The sequence below is a fragment of the Streptomyces desertarenae genome (assembly GCF_042681365.1).
Lineage (GTDB): Bacteria > Actinomycetota > Actinomycetes > Streptomycetales > Streptomycetaceae > Streptomyces > Streptomyces desertarenae.
This window is the reverse complement of sequence record NZ_JBHUFU010000013.1, coordinates 18664-37051: the sequence shown is the minus strand read 5'-3', so window position 1 is coordinate 37051 and position 18388 is coordinate 18664. Positions and strand designations below refer to the sequence as shown.

General features: G+C 72.1%; 15 protein-coding genes and 4 pseudogenes. 6 read left to right on the top strand and 13 right to left on the bottom strand.

Going from position 1 to position 18388, the window contains the following annotated elements; translation table 11 throughout:
• Window positions 1-257: 257 nt before the first annotated feature.
• From ACFSJS_RS20905 to ACFSJS_RS20890, 4 genes and pseudogenes are all read right to left on the bottom strand, one after another.
• Window positions 258-675: pseudogene (locus ACFSJS_RS20905) on the bottom strand (transposase family protein); the annotation flags it as partial.
• 267 nt (window positions 676-942) lie between these two features.
• On the bottom strand, window positions 943-1284 hold the full coding sequence (locus ACFSJS_RS20900; RefSeq protein WP_380902657.1) for a hypothetical protein: 342 nt from the start codon (window positions 1282-1284) through the stop codon (window positions 943-945).
• Between the two features lie 225 nt (window positions 1285-1509).
• Window positions 1510-2100 carry a hypothetical protein gene (locus ACFSJS_RS20895; RefSeq protein ID WP_380902655.1) on the bottom strand — a complete coding sequence of 197 codons (591 nt, stop codon included), beginning with the start codon at window positions 2098-2100 and terminating at the stop codon, window positions 1510-1512.
• A 327-nt stretch (window positions 2101-2427) separates the two neighbouring features.
• Window positions 2428-2760 (bottom strand): annotated as a pseudogene (locus tag ACFSJS_RS20890) (RHS repeat-associated core domain-containing protein); the annotation flags it as partial.
• 78 nt (window positions 2761-2838) lie between these two features.
• On the opposite strand from ACFSJS_RS20890, the pseudogene ACFSJS_RS20885 reads away from it, so the two are divergent.
• Window positions 2839-3176 (top strand): annotated as a pseudogene (locus tag ACFSJS_RS20885) (transposase family protein); the annotation flags it as partial.
• Window positions 3177-3189: 13 nt separating this feature from the next.
• On the opposite strand, the gene ACFSJS_RS20880 reads toward ACFSJS_RS20885, so the two are convergent.
• The 5 genes from ACFSJS_RS20880 to ACFSJS_RS20860 form a co-directional block, all read right to left on the bottom strand.
• Window positions 3190-3540, bottom strand: a complete 351-nt coding sequence (locus ACFSJS_RS20880; protein ID WP_380902653.1) for a hypothetical protein — start codon at window positions 3538-3540, stop codon at window positions 3190-3192.
• Window positions 3537-8243: a putative T7SS-secreted protein gene (locus ACFSJS_RS20875; protein WP_380902651.1), complete on the bottom strand. Its 4707-nt coding sequence runs from the start codon at window positions 8241-8243 to the stop codon at window positions 3537-3539. Before ACFSJS_RS20875 ends, ACFSJS_RS20880 begins: the two co-directional genes overlap by 4 nt.
• Window positions 8243-8884 (bottom strand): hypothetical protein, encoded by a 642-nt coding sequence (locus ACFSJS_RS20870; protein ID WP_380902649.1) that lies wholly within the window; start codon window positions 8882-8884, stop codon window positions 8243-8245. The genes ACFSJS_RS20875 and ACFSJS_RS20870 overlap by 1 nt, the downstream gene beginning before the upstream one ends.
• On the bottom strand, window positions 8881-9285 hold the full coding sequence (locus ACFSJS_RS20865) for an SseB family protein (protein ID WP_380902647.1): 405 nt from the start codon (window positions 9283-9285) through the stop codon (window positions 8881-8883). Before ACFSJS_RS20865 ends, ACFSJS_RS20870 begins: the two co-directional genes overlap by 4 nt.
• Before the next feature lie 189 nt (window positions 9286-9474).
• Window positions 9475-9930 (bottom strand): ATP-binding protein, encoded by a 456-nt coding sequence (locus ACFSJS_RS20860; RefSeq protein ID WP_380902645.1) that lies wholly within the window; start codon window positions 9928-9930, stop codon window positions 9475-9477.
• A 179-nt stretch (window positions 9931-10109) separates the two neighbouring features.
• Between ACFSJS_RS20860 and ACFSJS_RS20855 the strand changes: the two genes are divergently transcribed.
• Together ACFSJS_RS20855 and ACFSJS_RS20850 are read left to right on the top strand one after the other, a co-directional pair.
• Window positions 10110-10958, top strand: coding sequence for a helix-turn-helix domain-containing protein (locus ACFSJS_RS20855; protein ID WP_380902643.1), 849 nt, complete (start codon window positions 10110-10112; stop codon window positions 10956-10958).
• A complete protein-coding gene (locus ACFSJS_RS20850; RefSeq protein ID WP_380902641.1) occupies window positions 10955-11173 on the top strand; it encodes a DUF397 domain-containing protein in 219 nt (72 codons plus the stop codon). Before ACFSJS_RS20855 ends, ACFSJS_RS20850 begins: the two co-directional genes overlap by 4 nt.
• Before the next feature lie 22 nt (window positions 11174-11195).
• Here ACFSJS_RS20850 and ACFSJS_RS20845 read toward each other — a convergent pair.
• A pseudogene (locus ACFSJS_RS20845) lies at window positions 11196-12552 on the bottom strand (MbnB/TglH/ChrH family RiPP precursor modification enzyme).
• A 151-nt stretch (window positions 12553-12703) separates the two neighbouring features.
• Window positions 12704-13513: a peptidyl-tRNA hydrolase gene (locus ACFSJS_RS20840; protein ID WP_380902639.1), complete on the bottom strand. Its 810-nt coding sequence runs from the start codon at window positions 13511-13513 to the stop codon at window positions 12704-12706.
• 105 nt (window positions 13514-13618) lie between these two features.
• On the opposite strand from ACFSJS_RS20840, the gene ACFSJS_RS20835 reads away from it, so the two are divergent.
• The 3 genes from ACFSJS_RS20835 to ACFSJS_RS20825 all read left to right on the top strand — a co-directional run bounded on the left by ACFSJS_RS20835 (window position 13619) and on the right by ACFSJS_RS20825 (window position 15564).
• Entirely contained in the window at window positions 13619-14539 is a 921-nt protein-coding gene (locus ACFSJS_RS20835; protein WP_380902637.1) for an ABC transporter ATP-binding protein, read from the top strand.
• An 86-nt stretch (window positions 14540-14625) separates the two neighbouring features.
• Window positions 14626-15294: an ABC transporter gene (locus ACFSJS_RS20830; RefSeq protein WP_380902883.1), complete on the top strand. Its 669-nt coding sequence runs from the start codon at window positions 14626-14628 to the stop codon at window positions 15292-15294.
• A 63-nt stretch (window positions 15295-15357) separates the two neighbouring features.
• Complete coding sequence (locus ACFSJS_RS20825; protein WP_380902635.1) at window positions 15358-15564, top strand: hypothetical protein; 207 nt, start codon at window positions 15358-15360, stop codon at window positions 15562-15564.
• 53 nt (window positions 15565-15617) lie between these two features.
• Here the strand turns inward: ACFSJS_RS20825 and ACFSJS_RS20820 are convergent, their stop codons facing one another.
• Complete coding sequence (locus ACFSJS_RS20820; RefSeq protein ID WP_380902633.1) at window positions 15618-16748, bottom strand: polysaccharide deacetylase family protein; 1131 nt, start codon at window positions 16746-16748, stop codon at window positions 15618-15620.
• A gap of 88 nt (window positions 16749-16836) precedes the next feature.
• Window positions 16837-18216 carry an alkaline phosphatase PhoX gene (locus ACFSJS_RS20815; RefSeq protein ID WP_380902631.1) on the bottom strand — a complete coding sequence of 460 codons (1380 nt, stop codon included), beginning with the start codon at window positions 18214-18216 and terminating at the stop codon, window positions 16837-16839.
• Between the last annotated feature and the right edge of the window lie 172 nt (window positions 18217-18388).

Sequence of the window (18388 nt, the reverse complement as noted above, 5' to 3'; positions counted from 1 at the left end):
GCCAGGAAAACACGTCCGCGGGCCGGCAGGCCCGGGAATACGACCGCCCTCCCCGCCGAACCGCCCCACTCATCGGTGTGGTGACAGTGCTTCGGGGGAGCGCCCTGCGGGGCGGCCGGGAAACGGACGACGAGCCGGTGCAGGATCTCGGCCCTGCGCCGGCCCACCCGCCGGCTGAGCGGGGCCTGCCCGGTCGTACGCGATCGGTGCCGGACGTCCGGCACCCTGCTCATCACCCCGCCTATCAGTGAACCTTTTCATCCTGAATAACCGCAGGTCAGCAGGGTGTGGACGGCCTGGACGATGATGCTGATGCGACGAGTGGAGCATCTGGTTCGCCGTAGCAGCCGCCAGGACTTCAGCTGTGCGAAGGCGCGTTCTCCCGGAGCTCTGAGCCGGGCACGATCCCGGTTGAACTGCTGGTGGTGCTCGGGCTGTTCGCTGTAGTGGTGGTACGGGTGCGGAAGGCGGCGCCGGCGCCCTAGTAGGCCCGGTCGGCGAGCACGAGGATCTGCCGGGTCAGACAGGCTTGGACGATGTCCCCGGAGGGGGCGGCCCCCAGTGGGCGCGGGCCGCGGTCAGGTCGTGGGTGCGGCCCGGCATCGCGCGGGAAAACCACAACGGTGTGCCGTCCGGACGCGCGATGACCCGGACGTTCATGCCGTGCCGCTGGTGCTCCGAGTGGAATCACCGCGCCAACGACGAGGGCCCTGCCTCGTCACCACAGCCACTGACCAGCCCGTTTCACCCTCGCGTCCCAGGATGAAAGAGGTTCAGCGGAGTGATAGTAAGTACTACGATTTCAATAGGAAGCAACCCGGGTTTCATGGGTGTCGAAAATTTTTCCGAAAAAAGATGGATTGTGGTTTCCCTCCACTCGTTTCAGAGGTGGTCTTCCTGTTGGCCTCAGGATTTCCGCAAAGTGCGACTGTGATCTGGTCATCACCATGGCATGATGCGTGGTCGGCGATTCCATAGCCACTCCGGCGGTCTTTTGGAAACCGGTTTCAGCCAGCTCCGCAGTTTCCCTTCCTGTCCCTGCTCGTCCTCTACGGTATGCGAGAGAAACCGGGTATCGAGGATTTCAAGGGCAGCAAGAAGGGGAGTGGGCGGTTCGGGAGCGATTTCGCTGATCGCTTCTTCAAGAGAAGCTCGCATGTCAAGCGCGAACAAGTAGTCGTCCAGGGGGAAATAGTCAACTGTTCCCCATTGGGACTCCAGCGCATTCGCCAAACGCTCCCACTCCTGCATCATGTTCCTGATGGAGTGGAGAGGTTCGGTCATCTTTGCGGCGACCTCTGGGCTCCTGCGTGATCGTTCCAATGACAATTGGCGGGAGTCCCTTCTAGCGATGCTTTCCGATTCGTTCCGGGTAAGGGAGTGGAAGGCCCGGTCTGATATCGGTGTATCGCGGTACGATTCGTTCGTGTCCGTCACTCCTCGTTCACCTGCCGCAAGAAGTACTGGTATCCATTGCTCGGCTGCACGCAGGAGCCGGTTGCCTGTCGTTCAGGGCAATTGGGGACGAATTTCCAGCCATGCCTTGAGGGCTTCACATGCCTCATCTTTTCCTCGGAAGAGCTCCTTGACGCTTTCCGCGGCATTGAGCAAGTTCTTGACTCGCCGCAGAAGCAAAATTTCTTCACGACTCAGACTCCGCCAGTGTGACACTTTCGCTCTCACGTCCTCAAGTGAACAAGGAACCGATTCGACGATGAACTCGCACAGTCCCGCAAGGCTCCAAAGCGCCTCGCAGCTTACCTCGCCGAACTCGCAAATGATGTAAGCCCTGACGCGAGCCTCTTCAGCGGCAGAAGCGAGAGGATTGGCGCCCTCGCCGGTATTTTTGCGGTGAATGCATAGAACGGCCACCTCGCCCCATAAGATTCTTTCTTCCTTCCCCGGCAGCGAGCTCTGCATTTTTCCGACGCTCATGTCTCTCAATTCTTCCAGCATGGCACCGGAGAGGTCCTCACCAGCGGGAGTCGAGAGAATATTTTTGGCTTCCTCTGCGGAGACTTCTTTTAGGTGTCCCCTCTTGAAGGTGCCGGTCCACTCGTCGAGTTTCTCAGTCGAGGAAATGTATTCCGGCTCGCTCAAAGGCTTTTCTTCCTATTTCCAGGCTCTCCATGGAAGGCTTGTAGTGGCCGCTCTGATTATTGATCTCCATCCCGAAGTAGCTCCCTCTAGAGCCAGCTATCTCCGCCTCGCCCGCGGTGAGCACTGGGCGCCCCCTGTGATCACGGGATGCTTCAGCTCAATGCCTTCCGCGTACTTCGGGATGACAAACAGGTTACCTTGCTCGTCAACGGCCCACTTCACAGTTCCCGAGTTCACCACAGCGTCGAATCCTTTGTCACCGACCTTCAGCGGCTTGACTCCAACCCTTTCCGCGTCAGCCAACTTTTGCGCCAAGTTCTCCGGAATTTGGTTCGGATACGGCGAGAGGCCGAGGGGGTCGGTCCAGGTGTGGGGGTTGTGGACGTAGGTGGTGGGGTTGGGAGCTGGTTGCAGGCCGAGGGGGTCGGGGGTTACGTAGCGGGCGGTGGCCGGGTCGTAGTGGCGGAAGTAGTTGTAGTGGAGGCCGGTTTCGGGGTCGTGGTACTGGCCGGGGAAGCGCAGTGGGGTGTAGGCGGTGGCGTCGCGGTTCCAGGTGGTGGTGCCCCACAGGGTGGTGCGGGTGCGCCAGGCGATGTGGCCGCCTTCGTCGACGAGTTCGGTGGGGATGCCGATCAGGTCGGTGACGATGGCGAAGAACCGGGCAATGAACGTGCAGATCCTGGCCGATCCTCCCCCGGCCTCCGGCCGGGAGGTGCCCCCATCGGTCGGCCGCTTTGAGCCTCGCCGGCTCTGCCCAGTGCCGTCCACGACGCCCGGGCCACCCGTGAGCACGGCATCATCGGCGCCTTCGCGGACGCTGACGTCAAAGCTGGTCGGACAAGGGGCGCCGAGGAGCCGGAAAAACGGTCCGTGTCCCGTGCTGGGGCCGCTGGGAGGCACTCCCCGTGGGCCCAGCAGGCGGCCAATCGGTCCCACGCGAAGATCCTGTCCCTGTTGAGCGGGCCGTCGCCACCCTCAAGTCTTGGCGGCTCCTCCGCAAATTGCGGTGCTCGACCATCCGCATCACGGGCCTCGTCCAAGCCGTCCTCTGCCTACATCTGGCCGGCTCAGACTGAGGATGAAAAATCCTCAATCACTATTAGCCACTCTAAGCGTCTCAATTGCGAGTTTGCGCAAAGTTTCCCACTCCTCTGAATCCTTCACCTTTTCCCGCCTCCAAACTTCAGTGCCCTTACTGGTCATCGTCGACAACTGTGAATCAACGCTTTTCAGGTGAGTGAAAAAATTGTCTGAAATTAGCCCTTGAGTGGCCATGGACTCGGCGATTCGGAAAAGGTCGTCGAACTCCAATGCGATTTCGTCCACGTCGACGCCCAGGTCGTCCACGTAGGCGAACTGCCGCTCGGCGTTCCAGGATAGTTGCTCCAGGGACCTCCTAAGGTCGCGTAGAAGTATGTCTCGCTTGACCTGTCTACTCATCGAATGATTCCCCCTAGATCTCCCTCGTACCCTTTCACTCGCCAGTAGGCTCCTTCCCCATGATGCCCACCTCCCGGGTGCCAGCGCAGCATACGACCCGTAGGTTCCCCTCTTTCGTTGTACTCCCGCAAAACCCAACCTTGACCAGCGTGGCTTCCTCTTCCGAGGGTCTCCTCTCTCCAGCCGGTCTCATTTATCAGCGCACCGCGAACATCCTCTGGTTTTACACCCCCCGCTAGAATTTGCGGATTGTTCATGATGTCATCTACCCCTTGAAGCGACCCGACAGGGCCAGCCTCTTCGCGCAATTGTTCCCGCAGTCTTTCCCCGTTCGCAACATTTGCCGGGCCGTCTGCTCCACGTCGCCAATTCTTATCGCCGCAGCCCTCCTCGGGCGAGAGGCCGAGGGGGTCGGTCCAGGTGTGGGGGTTGTGGACGTAGGTGGTGGGGTTGGGGGCGGGTGTGAGGCCGAGGGGGTCGGGGGTGGCGTAGCGGGCGGTGGCCGGGTCGTAGTGGCGGAAGTAGTTGTAGTGGAGGCCGGTTTCGGGGTCGTGGTACTGGCCAGGGAAGCGCAGTGGGGTGTAGGCGGTGGCGTCGCGGTTCCAGGTGGTGGTGCCCCACAGGGTGGTGCGGGTGCGCCAGGCGATGTGGCCGCCTTCGTCGACGAGTTCGGTGGGGGTGCCGATCAGGTCGGTGACGATGGCGAAGAACCGGGCGTCGATCTCGGCCTGATCCTCGGGGTCGAGGAGGCGCTCGGTCTGGGCGATAGGCCTCAGGCCGTCATGGTCCCAGGTGAGGGTGACCGGGTGGGGGAGGTCGGGGGCGGTGGTGGTCTGCTCGATGAGGACCGGGCCGTCCCAGGTGAAATCGATCTGCTCCACCACGGTCTCGCCGTCCGAGGCCAGGCGTTGTTTGGCGATGCGGCGGCCCAGCGGGTCGTAGCGGTAGCGCCAGACGGTCCCGTCGGGGGTGGTGACGGTGGTGAGACGGTCCTCGGCGTCCCACTCGTAGCGCCAGGTGTCCGGCTTCCTCGACAGCCGGGTCCTCTGCCGCACCACCAGGCGCCCGGCGCCGTCGTGTTCGTAGCGGATACGTCCGGCGCGGGTGAGGAGAGTGCCGGTGTAGGTGCGTTCCCCGGTGGCCTCGGCGCCGGCGTGGTCGGTGGGCCAGGCGGCGGAGGTCTGGTTGCCGACCGCGTCGTAGGCGTAGGTCTCGGTCCAGCCCTGGGCGCGAACGGTGGTGACCCGGCCGACCGCGTCCAGGTCGAAGGTGCGCGAACCGGCCAGGAGGTCGTCGACGCCGGTGAGATAACCGTCGGCGCGGTAGTGGTAGGTGCGCTGCTGGACGGGGCCGGGGGCGTTCGGGCCGGTGAGGGTCTGGCCGGTCAGCCGCCCGGCCGGGTCCCAGACCTGGGCGAGGGTGACGTCGCCGATGCGGCGCTGTGTTTCGCGTCCGGCGGCGTCGTGGGCGAAGTCCAGCGTGTGGCCGCCGGTGGTCAGCGTGGTGCGGTGGCCGGCCGCGTCGTAGGCGTAGGTCGACACCGTTCCACTGGGAGTGACGCGGCGGGTGCGCCGTCCCAGGGCGTCGTAGGAGAACGACAGGGGGCGGCCACCCGCCAGTTCGGTCTTGACCCGTCCCAGCCGGTCGCGGTGGTAGATCAGTTCCGCGTCGGGACTCGCGACGCGGACCGGACGGCCGGCGAGGTCGCGCTCGTACTCGGTGACGGTGCCGGCGGCGTCCTTGCGAACCAAGTGACCGAGTTCGTCGTAGGCGAAGGTGATGGTGGCGCCGAGCGGGGTGGTGCGGGAGGTCAGCTGTCCGGCCGCGTCGTGGGCGTAGGTGACGGTGCGGTCGTCGAAGTCCGTCTCGGCGATCAGGCGTCCGGCCGGGTCGTACTCGTACGACCAGGTCAGGCCCTGCGGGTTGGTGACCCGGGTCAGACGCAGTTCGGCGTCGTACGCGAACTCGTAGCGCACCCCGTCCGGGTCGGTGCGGGCGGCGAGCAGGTCGAAGTGGGTGTACTCGAACGAGGTGGTGCCGCCGGCCGGGTCGGTGTGGCGGACGCAGTTGCCCTCGCCGTCGTACTCCCACCGCTCCTCGGCCCCGTCCGGGCCGACGCGGCGGGTGAGTTTGCCCTCCACCGTCCACTCCAGGCGGGTGACCGCGCCGAGGGGATCGGTGAGGGTGACGGGGCGGCCGAAGGCGTCGCGGGTGTAGCGGGTGACCGCGCCCAGCGGATCGGTGATCTCGACGGGCAGGCCCGCGGCGTCGCAGCGGACGGAGGTGGTCTCGCCCAGGGCGTTGGTGACGGCGGTCAGGTGGCCGCGGGTGTCGTAGGCGTAGCGGGTGGTGTGGCCGGCCGGATCGGTCGTCGACACCCGGTTGCCGCGCTCGTCGTAGGTGTGCCGCCACACCGATCCGTCGGCCTCGCGCACCTCGGTGGGCAGGCCGAGGTCGTTGCGGGTGACGGTGACCTCCCGGCCGTCCGGGCGGGTGATTCCGACCACGCGGCCGTGTTCGTCGTAGGCGAAGCGGGTGGTCCGGCCCAGCGGATCGGTGACCTCCACCGGGCGCCCGTGGTCGTCGTGGCGGAAGCGGGTGGTGTGGCCCAGCGGGTCGGTGGTGGCGACCGTGCGGAATCGGTCGTCGATCACATGCCGGGTGGCGTGGCCGGCCGCGGTGGTGAGCGTGGTGACCTTGTGGCCGGTGTCCGGGTCGGTGCCGTCGTAGGTGATACGGACCTGCAGGTGGCCTTCGGTGCCGCCCTCGGCGACGACTCGGTGCAGGTTGTCGTAGACGTAGTCGTAGCGCCGGTCGTTGGAGTCGATCCAGGCCACCACCCGGGCCTCGTCGTCGTACTCGAAGCGCAGCGGCCGCCCGAGGGGGTCGGCCACCTCGGTGAGGTGGCCGTCGGTGTAGCCGTACCGCTTGACGACCTGATCACCCAGCGACAGGGCGGTGACCCGGCCGTCTTCGACGGTGAAGCACAGGGTGTGGCCGCCGCTGTGCTCGATCCGCAGCGGGGCGCCGGTGTCCTCGTCGTAGACGAAGACGATCTGGTGCCCGGTCCGGTCGGTGATCTGCTCGATCAGGGCGATGCCGTCCCCGCCGCCGGCCGGTGGGGCGAAGTGCCGTACCCAGCCGGTCTCCGGGTCGGTGAGGGTGTAGCCGCCGTCGACGGTGCGCTCCAGCGGCATCCGCGCCGGCCCGGCCGAGGGCAGGGTCGGCACTCCCGGGGCGGGGTGGGGGTAGGCCAGCAGCCGTCCGTCGTCGGCGACGAAGACCACGCCCTCGGGGTCGATCTCCAGGCGCTGGTCGACGGTGGAGGTCCACGACGGCCCGAACCAGCGGCCCGCGGTGTAGCCGGACTCCACATGGCGCCGGAAGACCAGGGGCAGGGCGCCCGGCAGGGAGAGGTCCGTCTGGGGCAGGAACATCCTCCCCGTCGCCAGGTCCACCGGGTCGGTGCCGCCGGAGTTCCTGCCGTCCGGCCCGTTGCCGTGCTGGTCCGGGCCGTCGTTGTCGAGGGCGCGGCGGGCGCGGTTGGCGTCGCTGGCCGCGTCCGCGGCGTCCGCGGCGATCCGGGCGGCTTTGACGCCGGCTCCGGCGCCTCCGGTGGCGGCGGTCAGCAGCGCGTCGGGGGCCAGCCGGCCGAAGCCTTCTGCCGGGTCCTTCATGAAGTCGGTGACCATCCGCCGGCCCGCGCCCCAGGGGTCGTTGGCGACCTGGACCAGTCCGGCGACGGTGCTGTTGAGGTTGGTGGCGTACTCGGCCGGGTGGGTGAGGTTGTACGGGTCGGCGGGGTTGATGCTGCGGGCGAAGGAGACCAGCCCGGTGGTGCCCTTGACGACTCCGCCCAGGAAGTGGGAGGCGTCCAGGTGCAGGCCGACCGCGCCGTGCTGGACCTGCTCGGCGTAGGACGGTTTGTCCGGTGCCGCGTCCCGGGCCGCCCGCACCGCCGTACGGGCCTTCTCCGCGGCCTCGTTGCGCTGCTTGCGGGCCTCGGCCAGGACCTCCTCGGCCTCCTTCATCTTCGCCGGGCCCGGGTCCTTGAACTCCGCCGGGCACACCGGCGGCGTGCCCGGGTCCTCGCCCGCCTCCACCTTGGCGTTGTACGCCTTGACGTCCTTGTTGTAGGCGTCGACCTTGGCGTTGTGGGCCTTCAGCGCCTCCTGCGACGCCTTGACCGCCGCCTTGTACTTCTCGACGGCGTCCTTGGCCCTCCCCTGCGCCCACTCCACCGTGGAGGCGAAGTCCTCCAGCGCGCCGGCGGCCTTCTCGCAGGCGTCGGCGGCCTTGAACCACTTCGGCGGCTCCTTCGCGGCCTTGGCCCGGAAGGCGTCGGCCGCCTGGCCCTCCAACTCCGCCGAGTCCAGCCCCTTGATGCCCCGCCCGACGTTGTCGAACGCCCGCCGGAAGTCCCGCAGGTGGCTCGCGGTCGACCGCAGCTTGGCCGCACTGCCGTAGATCAGTTTCTTCGGGTCCTCGGTCTGGCCGAGCTGGAGTTCGTCGACGTCGGCGCCCAGGGCGTTGGCCGCGGAGCGGGAGGTGTCGCGCACCCAGTCCGCGCCGGACTCCCAGCCGGCCTCCTCCAGCAGGCCGGCGCCGGCGTCCCCCACCTCCTCGATGCCCTCGCCGACGAGTTCGACACCCTCTTCGACCTTGTCCTCGATGACGTCGGGGACGAAGTCCCGCCACCCCATCAGCCCTCACCCCCGCCGCCCTGCTGCGCCCGCTCCTGCGGGGAGGGGCCGTACACGGCGTCCAGCACCTGCTCGCGCTGGTGGTCCTCGACCCCGGCCGCGTCCATCGCCAGATCGTTCAGGAAGCCGCCCTGGCCCTCGGTCGCCAGGCTGCGGCCGGTGTCCTTCCACGTCTGGGCCATCTCCTGCCCGGCCTGCCGGAACGACTCGGCGCTGTAGTCGGGCCGGTAGTTCTCCAAGGAGACCAGATCCCCCCACTCCCGCCGGGTGACCTCGTCCTCGGACAGGTGGGGGTTGCCGACGAAGGAGTTGGCGGCGACCTTGAAGGTGCCCTCCCAGTACCGCTCCTCGGAGTAGAGCATCCCGGCCGCCAGCCCCAGCCGGGCCGCCAGACCGTTGGCGTCCATGACCAGGGCGCGCACGCCCCACTCCCAGTCCTCGCAGAAGCCCTCGAACTCCTTGGCCAGCTCCGAGTGGCCGGCCTCCATGGCGCTCAGCGCCATGTCGCCGAAACCGGCGCCCTGCAGGGAGTCGGTGGGCGAGGCACCCACCTGCTTCAACTCGCCGATCGCCCCGTTCAGACCCTTGGCGATCAGATCCAGGGCCTCCTTGGAGAGCTTCAGATCCCCCTCGCCGCTCACCGCGCACCCTCCCCCCGGGCCGTGTCCACGTCCACCGCCACCGCGTCCGGCACGATCCCCCGCACCGGCGGGAACAGCATCGAACCGTCCCCGTCCGCGACGTTCACCGCCACCCCTCCCGGACCGTCCATCCGGGGGACGACCACATCCAGCAGCCGCGCACCCAGCACCGACACGTACTCCCACGCACGATCGGGCGCGGCGCCCCGCATCCGCGCGAAACGCGCCAGAGCCGCCTCGTCGGTGAACGCATGGATCCACCGCACCCCGCCGAAGGCAGCCGTCGACAACCCGCCGTCCACCACCGGCACCAGCACCGCCGCACGCCGGAACTCCCCCAGCAGGGCCTGCGGGTTCCCCCTCCCCGCCCGCACCGCGGCGATCCCCTCGGCCAACTCCACCTCGTCCCCCCGTCCCCCGACGACCGGTTCCGCCCGAACCGGACACCACCATAGGACCGTCCGGCGGACGGATCCCATGGTGCAACAGCACCGTGACAACCGTCACCGCACCAAGACGGGCGGACGGCAACCGGCCCGGCGCGCCGTCCGCCCGTCCTGGTGCGGTGAGGCCCCGCGTGCCGGTGGCGGTCAGGACGGCCGGGCGATCTCCGCCCAGACGGTCTTGGTGAACGCGTCCCGCACCTCGCACCCCCAGCGCCTGGCGTACACCGAGACCAGGAGCAGCCCCCGCCCCGACACCGCGTCGGGAGAGCCCGGTTCGGCGGCGGGGTGGCGGGGGAGGCGCTCCGGACGGGTGTCCGTCACCTCGACCCGCACGACGGCGGGTTCGGGCGGGAGGAACAGTGCCAGCCGGAAATCCCGGCCGGGGACGCTGCCGTGGGTGACGGCGTTGGCCGCCAGTTCGCCCGTGACGAGGGCGACGGCGTGCGCGGCGTCGCAGTCGTGGGGGAGACCGGTCCACTCGGTGAACTGCTGGACGGCGAGCCGACGCGCCAGCCGCACCCCCCGCCGGGTGCCGCTGAGGCGGACGGTGACGTGCGGGACGGCGGTGGGCTGCCCGGTGGCGGGACTCTGCGGTCGCATGCCGCAACCGTCCCGTCCTGCGCGGGGAGGCGGCCAGGTCGGACGGCCGTACGCGACGGGGAGGTCCGCCCCGTACGGGTGCCGTACGGGAGTTGTACGGGCCGTGCCCGTGACCCGGCCGGAGCCGTCGTGGTTCGCCATGCGGGTGCACCGCGGAGGACGGCAGGACAGGGGAAGCGATGGGCCGGAACACCGAACGCGCCAGGCCCGCCGCGGACGGCGGCGGGAACCGTCCCGGGGCGTGGAGCGCCTACGGCAGACTCGTCCGCCTCTTCCGCGAACGCGCGGGCCTCACCCAGCAGTCGCTGGCGGACGCGATCGGCTACTCCATCGAGCAGGTCGCCTCGGTGGAGCAGGGACGGCGGCCCGCGAAGGCGGCCTTCACCGCCGCGGCGGAACGGGTGCTGAAGGCCGACGGGGCCTTGAGCGCCTTGCAGGACGACGTGGACCGCGCACAACTGCCCGCCTTCTTCCAGGACGTGGCGGCGCTGGAGCAGGACGCCGTGAGCCGCTTCTCCTACGACCAACTCGTGATCCCGGGGCTTCTCCAGACGGAGGATTATGCCCGTGCCCTGATCCGGGCCCACTTCCCGCCACTCGATGACGAGATCATCGATCAGCGCGTCGCGGCACGTCTCGCGCGGCAGTCCCTCCTGACGCGCAAAGCACCTTGTGCCGTCTTCGCGTTCATCATGGAGGAAGCGGCACTGCACCGGATGGTGGGCGGGACGCAGGTGATGCGAGCCCAACTGGTCCACCTGCTGGAGTGTCGTCGCATGCGGCATGTGGACATCCAGGTGATGCCGAGCAGCAGAGCCGCTCACAGCGGGCTCAACGGTCCCATGGTCCTGCTGGAGACGGTCGAGCGCCGGAGGTTCGTGGTGATCGAATCGCAGGGTGTGGTGAGTGTCCGATCCGACTGTCACGAGGTCAGTGAGTTCTGGCTCCAATATGGGATGCTGCGCTCACAGGCCCTCAACGCCGAGGAATCGGCTGACCTCATCGGGCGGGTGGCAGGGGAGACATGAGCATCGAACAGCAGGGCAACGCGGTTGATGGACTGTCCTGGGTCAAAAGCAGCCACAGCGGCCCGAACGGCGGGGACTGCGTCGAGGTGGCCGTCGGCGCGGAGGCCGTGTACGTGCGGGATTCCAAGACCGCGGGCGACGGACCGGTGCTGCGGATCGGTCGGGACGGGTGGGCTGCGTTCGTGGCGCTCGCAGCGGGCCGGGCCGCCGCCTGACGGCGTCGCGCAGGCAGCGGCCTCAGCTTGTGGGCGCGGCCTCCTCCCGCGCCGCGCGGCGCGGCGGGAGGAGGAGGCGGAGGGGGCGGGCGAGGAGCGCCCGCAGACCGGCGAGGCCCCACCCCCGAGGAGCCTCGCCGGAGCGTGCCCGGTACCAGCGGCGCAGCCGCCGCCGCTCGGAGCGGGACAGGGAGTGGTCGGTCTCCAGCAGGTGGGCGACGAAGCGCATGGCGTCCGGGCGGTACCCGCCGGCCAGGGGGCGTCCGCGGGCGTAGGCGAGGTAGGCGGGCCGGTAGCGGCCGCCCAGGAGGCGCGGCAGCTCGGGCGCGATCCTGGCGACGACCGAGGCCCGCTTGGCGGCCAGCGCCCGGGCCTGGACGCGCAGCCGGTCGCGGTCGAAGCCGGCGGGCGCGGGGCCGTCCGCCACCAGCGCCGCCAGCAGTTCGGCCTGGGCCCGGGCGAGGCGGCGGCGGGCCGCGTCGGTGCAGTCTCCGGCGCCCTCCCCGGTGCCGTCCCCGACCCGGTCAGACACGGGTGCCTCCCCTCCGCGCGGGAGCGGACGCCTCGTACACCTCGCGGATCGCGAACAGTTCGGCCGCCAATTCCCCGGCGGGCGGGAAGTCGTCGTCGCGCTCCAGCAGCACCCCGGGCGGCGAGGTGCGCGAGCACAGCTGCGCCAGCAGCTCCAGCACCGGCTCGGCCACCGGGTGGGCGTGGCTGTCGTGCCACACGCCGTCCCGCTCCACACCGCCCGCCACGTGGACGTACGCCAGGGCCTCCAGGGGCAGGGCGTCCAGGACGGCCAGCGGGTCCTCGCCGCGGTTGACGCGGTTGGTGTGGAGGTTGGCGACGTCGACCAGCAGCCCCACGCCCGTGCGGTCCACCAGCTCGGTGAGGAACTGCCCTTCCGTCAGCTCGTCGTCGGGCCAGCCGAAGAGGGCGGCGACGTTCTCCAGGGCGAGCGGCACCGGCAGCGCGTCCTGGGCGATCATGACGTTCTCGCAGAGCACCTCCAGCGCGTCGCGGGAGCGCGGCACCGGCAGCAGGTGCCCGGCCTCCAGGACCGGCGTGCCCGTCGGCGGCCCCCCAGCTCGCACGAAGGCGATGTGCTCGGTGGCCAGCGGCGCGCCCAGCGCCTCGGCCCGCCGCGCCAGTGCCGCCAGCCGGCCGGGGTCGGGCCGCTGCGCGCCCCCCAGCCCGAGCCCCACCCCGTGCGGCACCACCGTGACGCCGCGGTCCAGCAGCCGCTCCAGCGCCGGAGGAAGGTGGTCGGGGCAGACGTTCTCCGCCACCACCTCGACCCACTCGACCTCCGGCAGCGCCTCGATCTCCCCGGCGATCTCCGGACGCCAGCCGATGCCCGTGCCCAGCCGTGCCATGCCCGCCCCCCGTCCGACGGCTCCTCCCCGTGGCAGTGTCTTCTCCGCCCGCGGGGCCCGCCAACCGCCGGCCGGCCGGTTCAGAGGTTCATTTGAGCTTCCCCTTCCCGGAGGGGGCGGCTCCGGGGCGGCGGCCCGTCAGCCGCGCCCGTCAGCCGCGGGCGGCCGGGCGGGAGCGGCGCAGCGCCGGGTGGTCGGCCACGACGGTGGCCGAGCCCGGGGCGATCTCGGTGTAGCCCGCGTCGCGCACCACCGGCAGCCCCGCCGACGTCAGGCGCTCCCAGTCGCCGGGCGGCGCGGTGCGGACGGCCAGGGGGAAGCCCGCCGCCCGCCAGGCGGCGCGGGCCCCGTCGTCCAGCTCCCACCAGGCCAGCTGGGCGCCGTGGCCGGCCTGGGCCATCGCCTTGCCCGCGGACATCTCCAGCTCCGGGTTGAGCCACAGCACGGGGACGTCCGACGCGGGCGCGGCGGGTGGCGCGGGGTCGTCCAGGTCGGTGCCGGAGACCTGGAGGCGGGCCAGCTCCTTCGGCCAGCCGTCCAGCGGCACGGGCGGGAAGACCCGCACCTCGGCCGGGTGCCGCCCGCCGCCCCCGGAGCCCTCGCCCCCGCGGCCCTCGCGCCCGGTGCTCCCGTCCCCGGTCACGGTGATGCCCGGCAGGGCGCACGCCCGGCGCCACTCCGCGCCCCGCGCCCGGCGCACCACCTTGCGGATGCGCCCGTCCTGCCAGTCGCGCACCGCCTGGTGCCACTCGCCCTCCTCGCGCACCACCCGCGCGTCCGAGAGCAGGACGAGGACGGCGCGCGCCGCCGTCTGCAGGGCGTCGGTCCGGGCCGGCGGACCCGGGGGAGCGGAGCGCTCGATCCGCACGACGAGCGGCAGCACGAACTGCGGCGCGGCGTCGCGGTGGGCCGCCGTGTGCGCGGAGGGGCCGGTGGGGGCGGTGGTGTCGGAGCCGGGCACGAAGCCATTCTGCCAGCCGCCCCGCCGCCACCCGCTCCGCTGGGGGCGACTCCCGTCCGCCGGGGCCGGGACGGGGCGCCCGGAAGGTGGCTAGGGTCGGCCGGTATGAGACTGCACGGAGTCGGCCGCCGGTACCGCGTCGGCGGACCATGGGTGCTGCGCGGCGTGGACCTGGAGCTGCGCCCGGGGACCCTGGTGCGGATCGACGGCGCCAACGGCGGCGGCAAGTCCACGCTCCTGAGACTGATCGCGGGGATCGACGCGCCCGGTGCGGGCCGGATCACCGGCCGCCCGCGCACCGCGTACGTCCCCGAGCGCTTCCCCGGCGCGCTGCCGTTCACCGCGCTCGGCTATCTCACGCACCTGGGGCGCATCCAGGGGCTGCGGCGCGGGCCCGCCGCCACCGCCGCCGGACACTGGCTGGAGCGCTTCGGCGCGGCAGGAACGGCCGACGTGCCGCTGGCCGAACTCTCCAAGGGCGGCTGCCAGAAGGTCGCCGTCGCCCAGGCCCTGCTCGCCGACCCGGACCTGCTGGTGCTGGACGAGGCGTGGACGGGTCTGGACCACCGGGCGGGCGCCGAACTGGACCGGGTGGTCGCCGAGCGTGTGGCGGACGGCTGCACGGTCGTCTTCGTCGACCACGACCCGCGCCGGCTGGCGGGCGCGCAGGACGCCGCGTACCGGGTCGAGGACGGCGGCCTGGTGCCCGCCGCGGGCCCGGCGGGAGGCGGTGCGGGCGCCGCCTGCGCCGCGGCCGGGCCGCGCACCGTCGTGGAGGTGGTGGGACCGCCCGGCGCCGCGCTGCCGGACGACCTGCCGGGACGCCCGGACCGCGGCCCCGCGCCGGAGGGCGGGCTGCGGCTGACGGTGGCGTCCGCGTGCTCCGACGCGCTGCTGCGCGCGCTGCTGACCGCCCGTCCTCCCTGGCACGTCCGGTCGGTGGGCGGCCCGCCGGCGGACGGCGGGGCGGGTGAGCCGGCGGGCGGTGGGCCGGGCGGGAGCCGGACCGGGAGCGAGGGCCGATGAGGGCCGGGAAGGAGCGGACCGCCACGACCGCCGCCGCGGCCGCCGGGGGCCGTGCGCGGACACCGCGGGCCGGAGCCGTCCCGGCGCTGCCGGCCCTGGTGTGCTACCAGACGGCCCTGCTGCTGCGCTCGCGCCGCTGGCTGCCGCCGCTGCTGCTGTACACGGCCGCCCTCCTGATCGGCGTCCGGGGCGGGGAACCGGTTCTGGACTCGCTCGGCTACGCCGCCGCCGTGCTGCTGCCCGTCGCCGCCTGGCTGACCCGGGTGTGCGTCACCGGGGAGCCGGGCGCCGCCCGCTGGTGCGCAGCGGCGGTGGCCGGACCGGTCGCCGTCCACCTGGCGTCCGTGCTGGCCGCGCTGCTCGCCTCGACGGCCCTGGGGACCGCCGGCGCGGCACTGGTGGCCGCGGTCGGCGACCCGCACGGCGGCGACCGGACCACCCCCGTGCCGCTGCCGCCCGCCGTCGCCGCCGGGCTGGCGGCGGCGTTCGCCTGCGCGCTGCTGGGCACGGCCGTCGGCGCGCTGTGCAGCCGGCCCCTGCTGCGCGGGGCGGGCCGGGCGGTGCCCGCGGCGGTGCTCGGCTCGGTGGCGGCCCTGGTGGCCCCCGTCTCGCCCGCCAACGCCGCGGCGGCCGCCCTGGTGGAGGGGTCCCGCACCGCCACCGTCGCGCCACCGCTGCTGCCGTGCGCGGCGGCGGTGGTGGTGGCCGCCGCGGCGGTGGCGGCGGCCTGTGCGGCGGCCGCCCGCCGCGGCTGATCGGGGGCGGCCGCCGCGGCCGGCCGGAGCCGGGCCCGGCCGGTGGGGAGTAGCCTCGGGGGCATGGAGTTCGTATCCGGCTGGACCTCTCCCGAGCTCACCGCCGCCCCCGCCGGCGGCGAGCGGACCGGGCCCGGGGGGAGCGGGGAGCGCGCCGCCTGCGTGATGTGCGGCGAGCCGACGGAGTACCCGGCGCACACGCGCGGGGCGACGCTGTGCCCGGTGTGCGAGTGGCAGGAGGCCGAGCGCTTCTCCTGCGCCTGCTCGTGACGGCGTGACCGCGTCCGCGGGCCGGCCCCGCCGCCCCGGACCGGTCCCCGGGGTCAGCCGCGGCCCATGGCCGCCGCGATCATCTCCGAGACGCGCACGAGGCGGTAGCCGCGCTCCCGCAGCTCCGGGACGATCCGGCGGACGGCCTTCTCCGTGACGGGGGCCTTCTCGCGGTTCCAGTGCATGACCACCACGGAGCCCGGCCTGACCTGCGACAGCACCCGGTCGGCGACCTCCCCGGCGTCGGTCGCCCCGGCGTCCGGCGCGACCACGTCACCCGCCACCGCCGTCACCCCGGCCGGCGCGACCGCCCTGCGGGCCCGGTCGTCGAAGCAGCCGCCGGGGAAGCGGAAGTAGGGGGTGGGATCCTCCACCCCCGCCTCGCGGACGGCCTCCAGGCCCTTGCGGACGTCACCGGGCTGCTTGTCCGGGGCGAGGACGGGAAGGCCCTCCAGTCCGGCGCAGTCGCGGGTGAAGGGGTGGTGGGAGTAGGAGAGGCTGCCGACCTCGAACAGCCGGTCGCGGCCGACGGCGGCCGCCTGCTCCCGGTGGGCGCGGGCCCACACGCCGCTCATGAAGACGGTGGCGGGCACCTTCTCGCGGCGCAGGGTCGCCAGCAGCGCCGGGTTGTCGTGGCGGGCCGCCGCCTTCCGCGGCTGCCCGTCCCGCTCCTCCTCCCCGCCGGCCTTCTCGGTCGCCTCCGTCTTCTCGGCCTTCTCGGCTTCCTCGGCCTTTTCGGTCTTCTCCGTCTTCTCCGTCCCCGCGGCGCGCTTCGCGTCCTCGGGCGACATGGCCGCGTCGAAGGTGAGGGCCACCACCCTGTCGCCCCGGTCGTCGTTCTTCTCCCGCTCCTCGCGGTTCCCCCGCTCCGTCCGCTCTCCGCTCCCGCCGTCGTCCCGGCCGTTCGGGGCCTCCTCCGTGCGCGGGCCGTGGCGGAAGACGGCGACGCGGCCGCCGTTGGAGGGGGGCAGCACGGCGTACCCGGAGGAGGGCCCCTCGCCGTCCGGGACGCCGGAGGCCGAGGGGCCCGACGGGGCGGGGGAACCGCCGGAGGGGGAGGCCGCGGCCGGGGACGAGCCGGCCCGGGTGGTGTCCCCACCCGGGCCGGCGCAACCCGCCACCGCGGCGGTGACCAGGGCGAGGGCGGTCAGGGAAACGGTGGTACGGCGCACGGAGACGGTCATGATCGGAACGTAACGGGGATCCGGTGCGGCCGCTCGGCGCGCTGCTCTCGTCGGGCTACCCGGCACCACCGGTCGGGGTGACGGGCCCTCAGCGCCGCCAGGGCCCGGTGACGGCGAACGTGGTCCCCGGGTCGTAGCAGTTGACGTACAGGGTGCGCCCGTCGGGCGAGAAGGTCACGCCCGCGAACTCGCCGTACTGGGGCTCCTCGGGCGTGCCGGTGTTCTGGGCGTTGCGCGCCACGGCGTGGACCCCGCCGCGGCGGTCGACGCCGAACACGTGCTGGGCGCCCCCGCCGTCCTCGCAGACCATCAGGCCGCCGCCGGGAGCCAGGCAGATGTTGTCCGGCGCCTCGCCGGGCAGTTCCACGGCGGTGTCCGGGCCGAAGACCACCACCAGCGTCAGCCGGCGGTCGCGCGGGTCGTACCGCCACACCTGGCCGGAGTGGTCGGAGGCCGACCCCTCAAAGCTGCGGGCGTAGCTGGAGACGAAGTACACCGACTCCCTGCCCCAGTAGCAGCCCTCCAGCTTCTGCGCGTGCGTGATCCCGCCCCGGCCGAAGTCCTGGAAGCGGATGGGCGTCCGCCGCGCCTGCGGATCGGGCACCGGCACCCACGTGACGCCGTCGAAGCAGGTGCCCGGCTCCAGGACGGCCGACAGGTCCGGTACGCCCGGCACCCGCATGGCCTCCAGCCGCCCGCCCGCCCGCAGTGAGCCGAAACCGCCGCGGGGCCGGTCCGGCAGGAAGCGGTAGAAGAGACCGAAGGGGTGGTCGAAGGCGTCCTCGGTCTCGTAGACGACGCCGGTGCGCGGGTCGACGGCGACCGCCTCGTGCTGGAAGCGGCCCATCGCGGTGAGCGGTTCGGGGACGGTGCGGTGGTCCGGCCGGAAACCGACCTCGAAGACGAAGCCGTGGTCCTTGGCGTACCCGTTCGTGCCGGCCCTGTCCTCGGTCTCCTCGCAGGTCAGCCAGGTGCCCCAGGGGGTGGGGCCGCCCGCGCAGTTCACGGCGGTGCCCGCGAGGCCGACCCGTTCGTCCAGCACCCCGCCGTCCCGGTCGAGCTCCAGCAGGGTGCAGCCGCCCCGGCCCTCGGGGTCGTACGTCAGGCCCTCGACGGCCGGGACGCGGTACGTGCCGCCGTCCGGCCTGTTCTCGTGGTTGCGGACCAGCCGGACGCGCCCGGCCCCGGGGCCGGGCAGGGCGGCCATGCCGTCGTGGCGGCTGGGCACCGGGCCCTCGCCGGAGCGCATCGGGTCGCCCTCGCGGGAGAGCACCCGGTAGCGGAAACCTTTCGGCAGGTCCAGCAGGCCGTCGGGGTCGGGGACGAGGGGGCCGTGGCCGCCCCATCCGCCCGCGGCGGCGCGGGCGGCCCCGGCGCCGGTGAACAGTTCGGAGACGGCTCCCGCGAAGACGATGCCGGCCCCCACGGCACCGGCGCTCCCCAGGACGTGACGTCGCGTTGCGGACATACGGCGACTCCCTGCTGGCGGACAGGACGATGTCCCGGACGGTCTACCACGGCGCCCGGCCGGCGGGAACCAGGCGCGACCCGGTGCGCCGCACCGCGCGACCCGCCCGGCGTACGGCGGAGGCGGCCGCCGCACGCGCTCCCGGTGCCGGAAGGGCCCTGTCCGTCAGGCC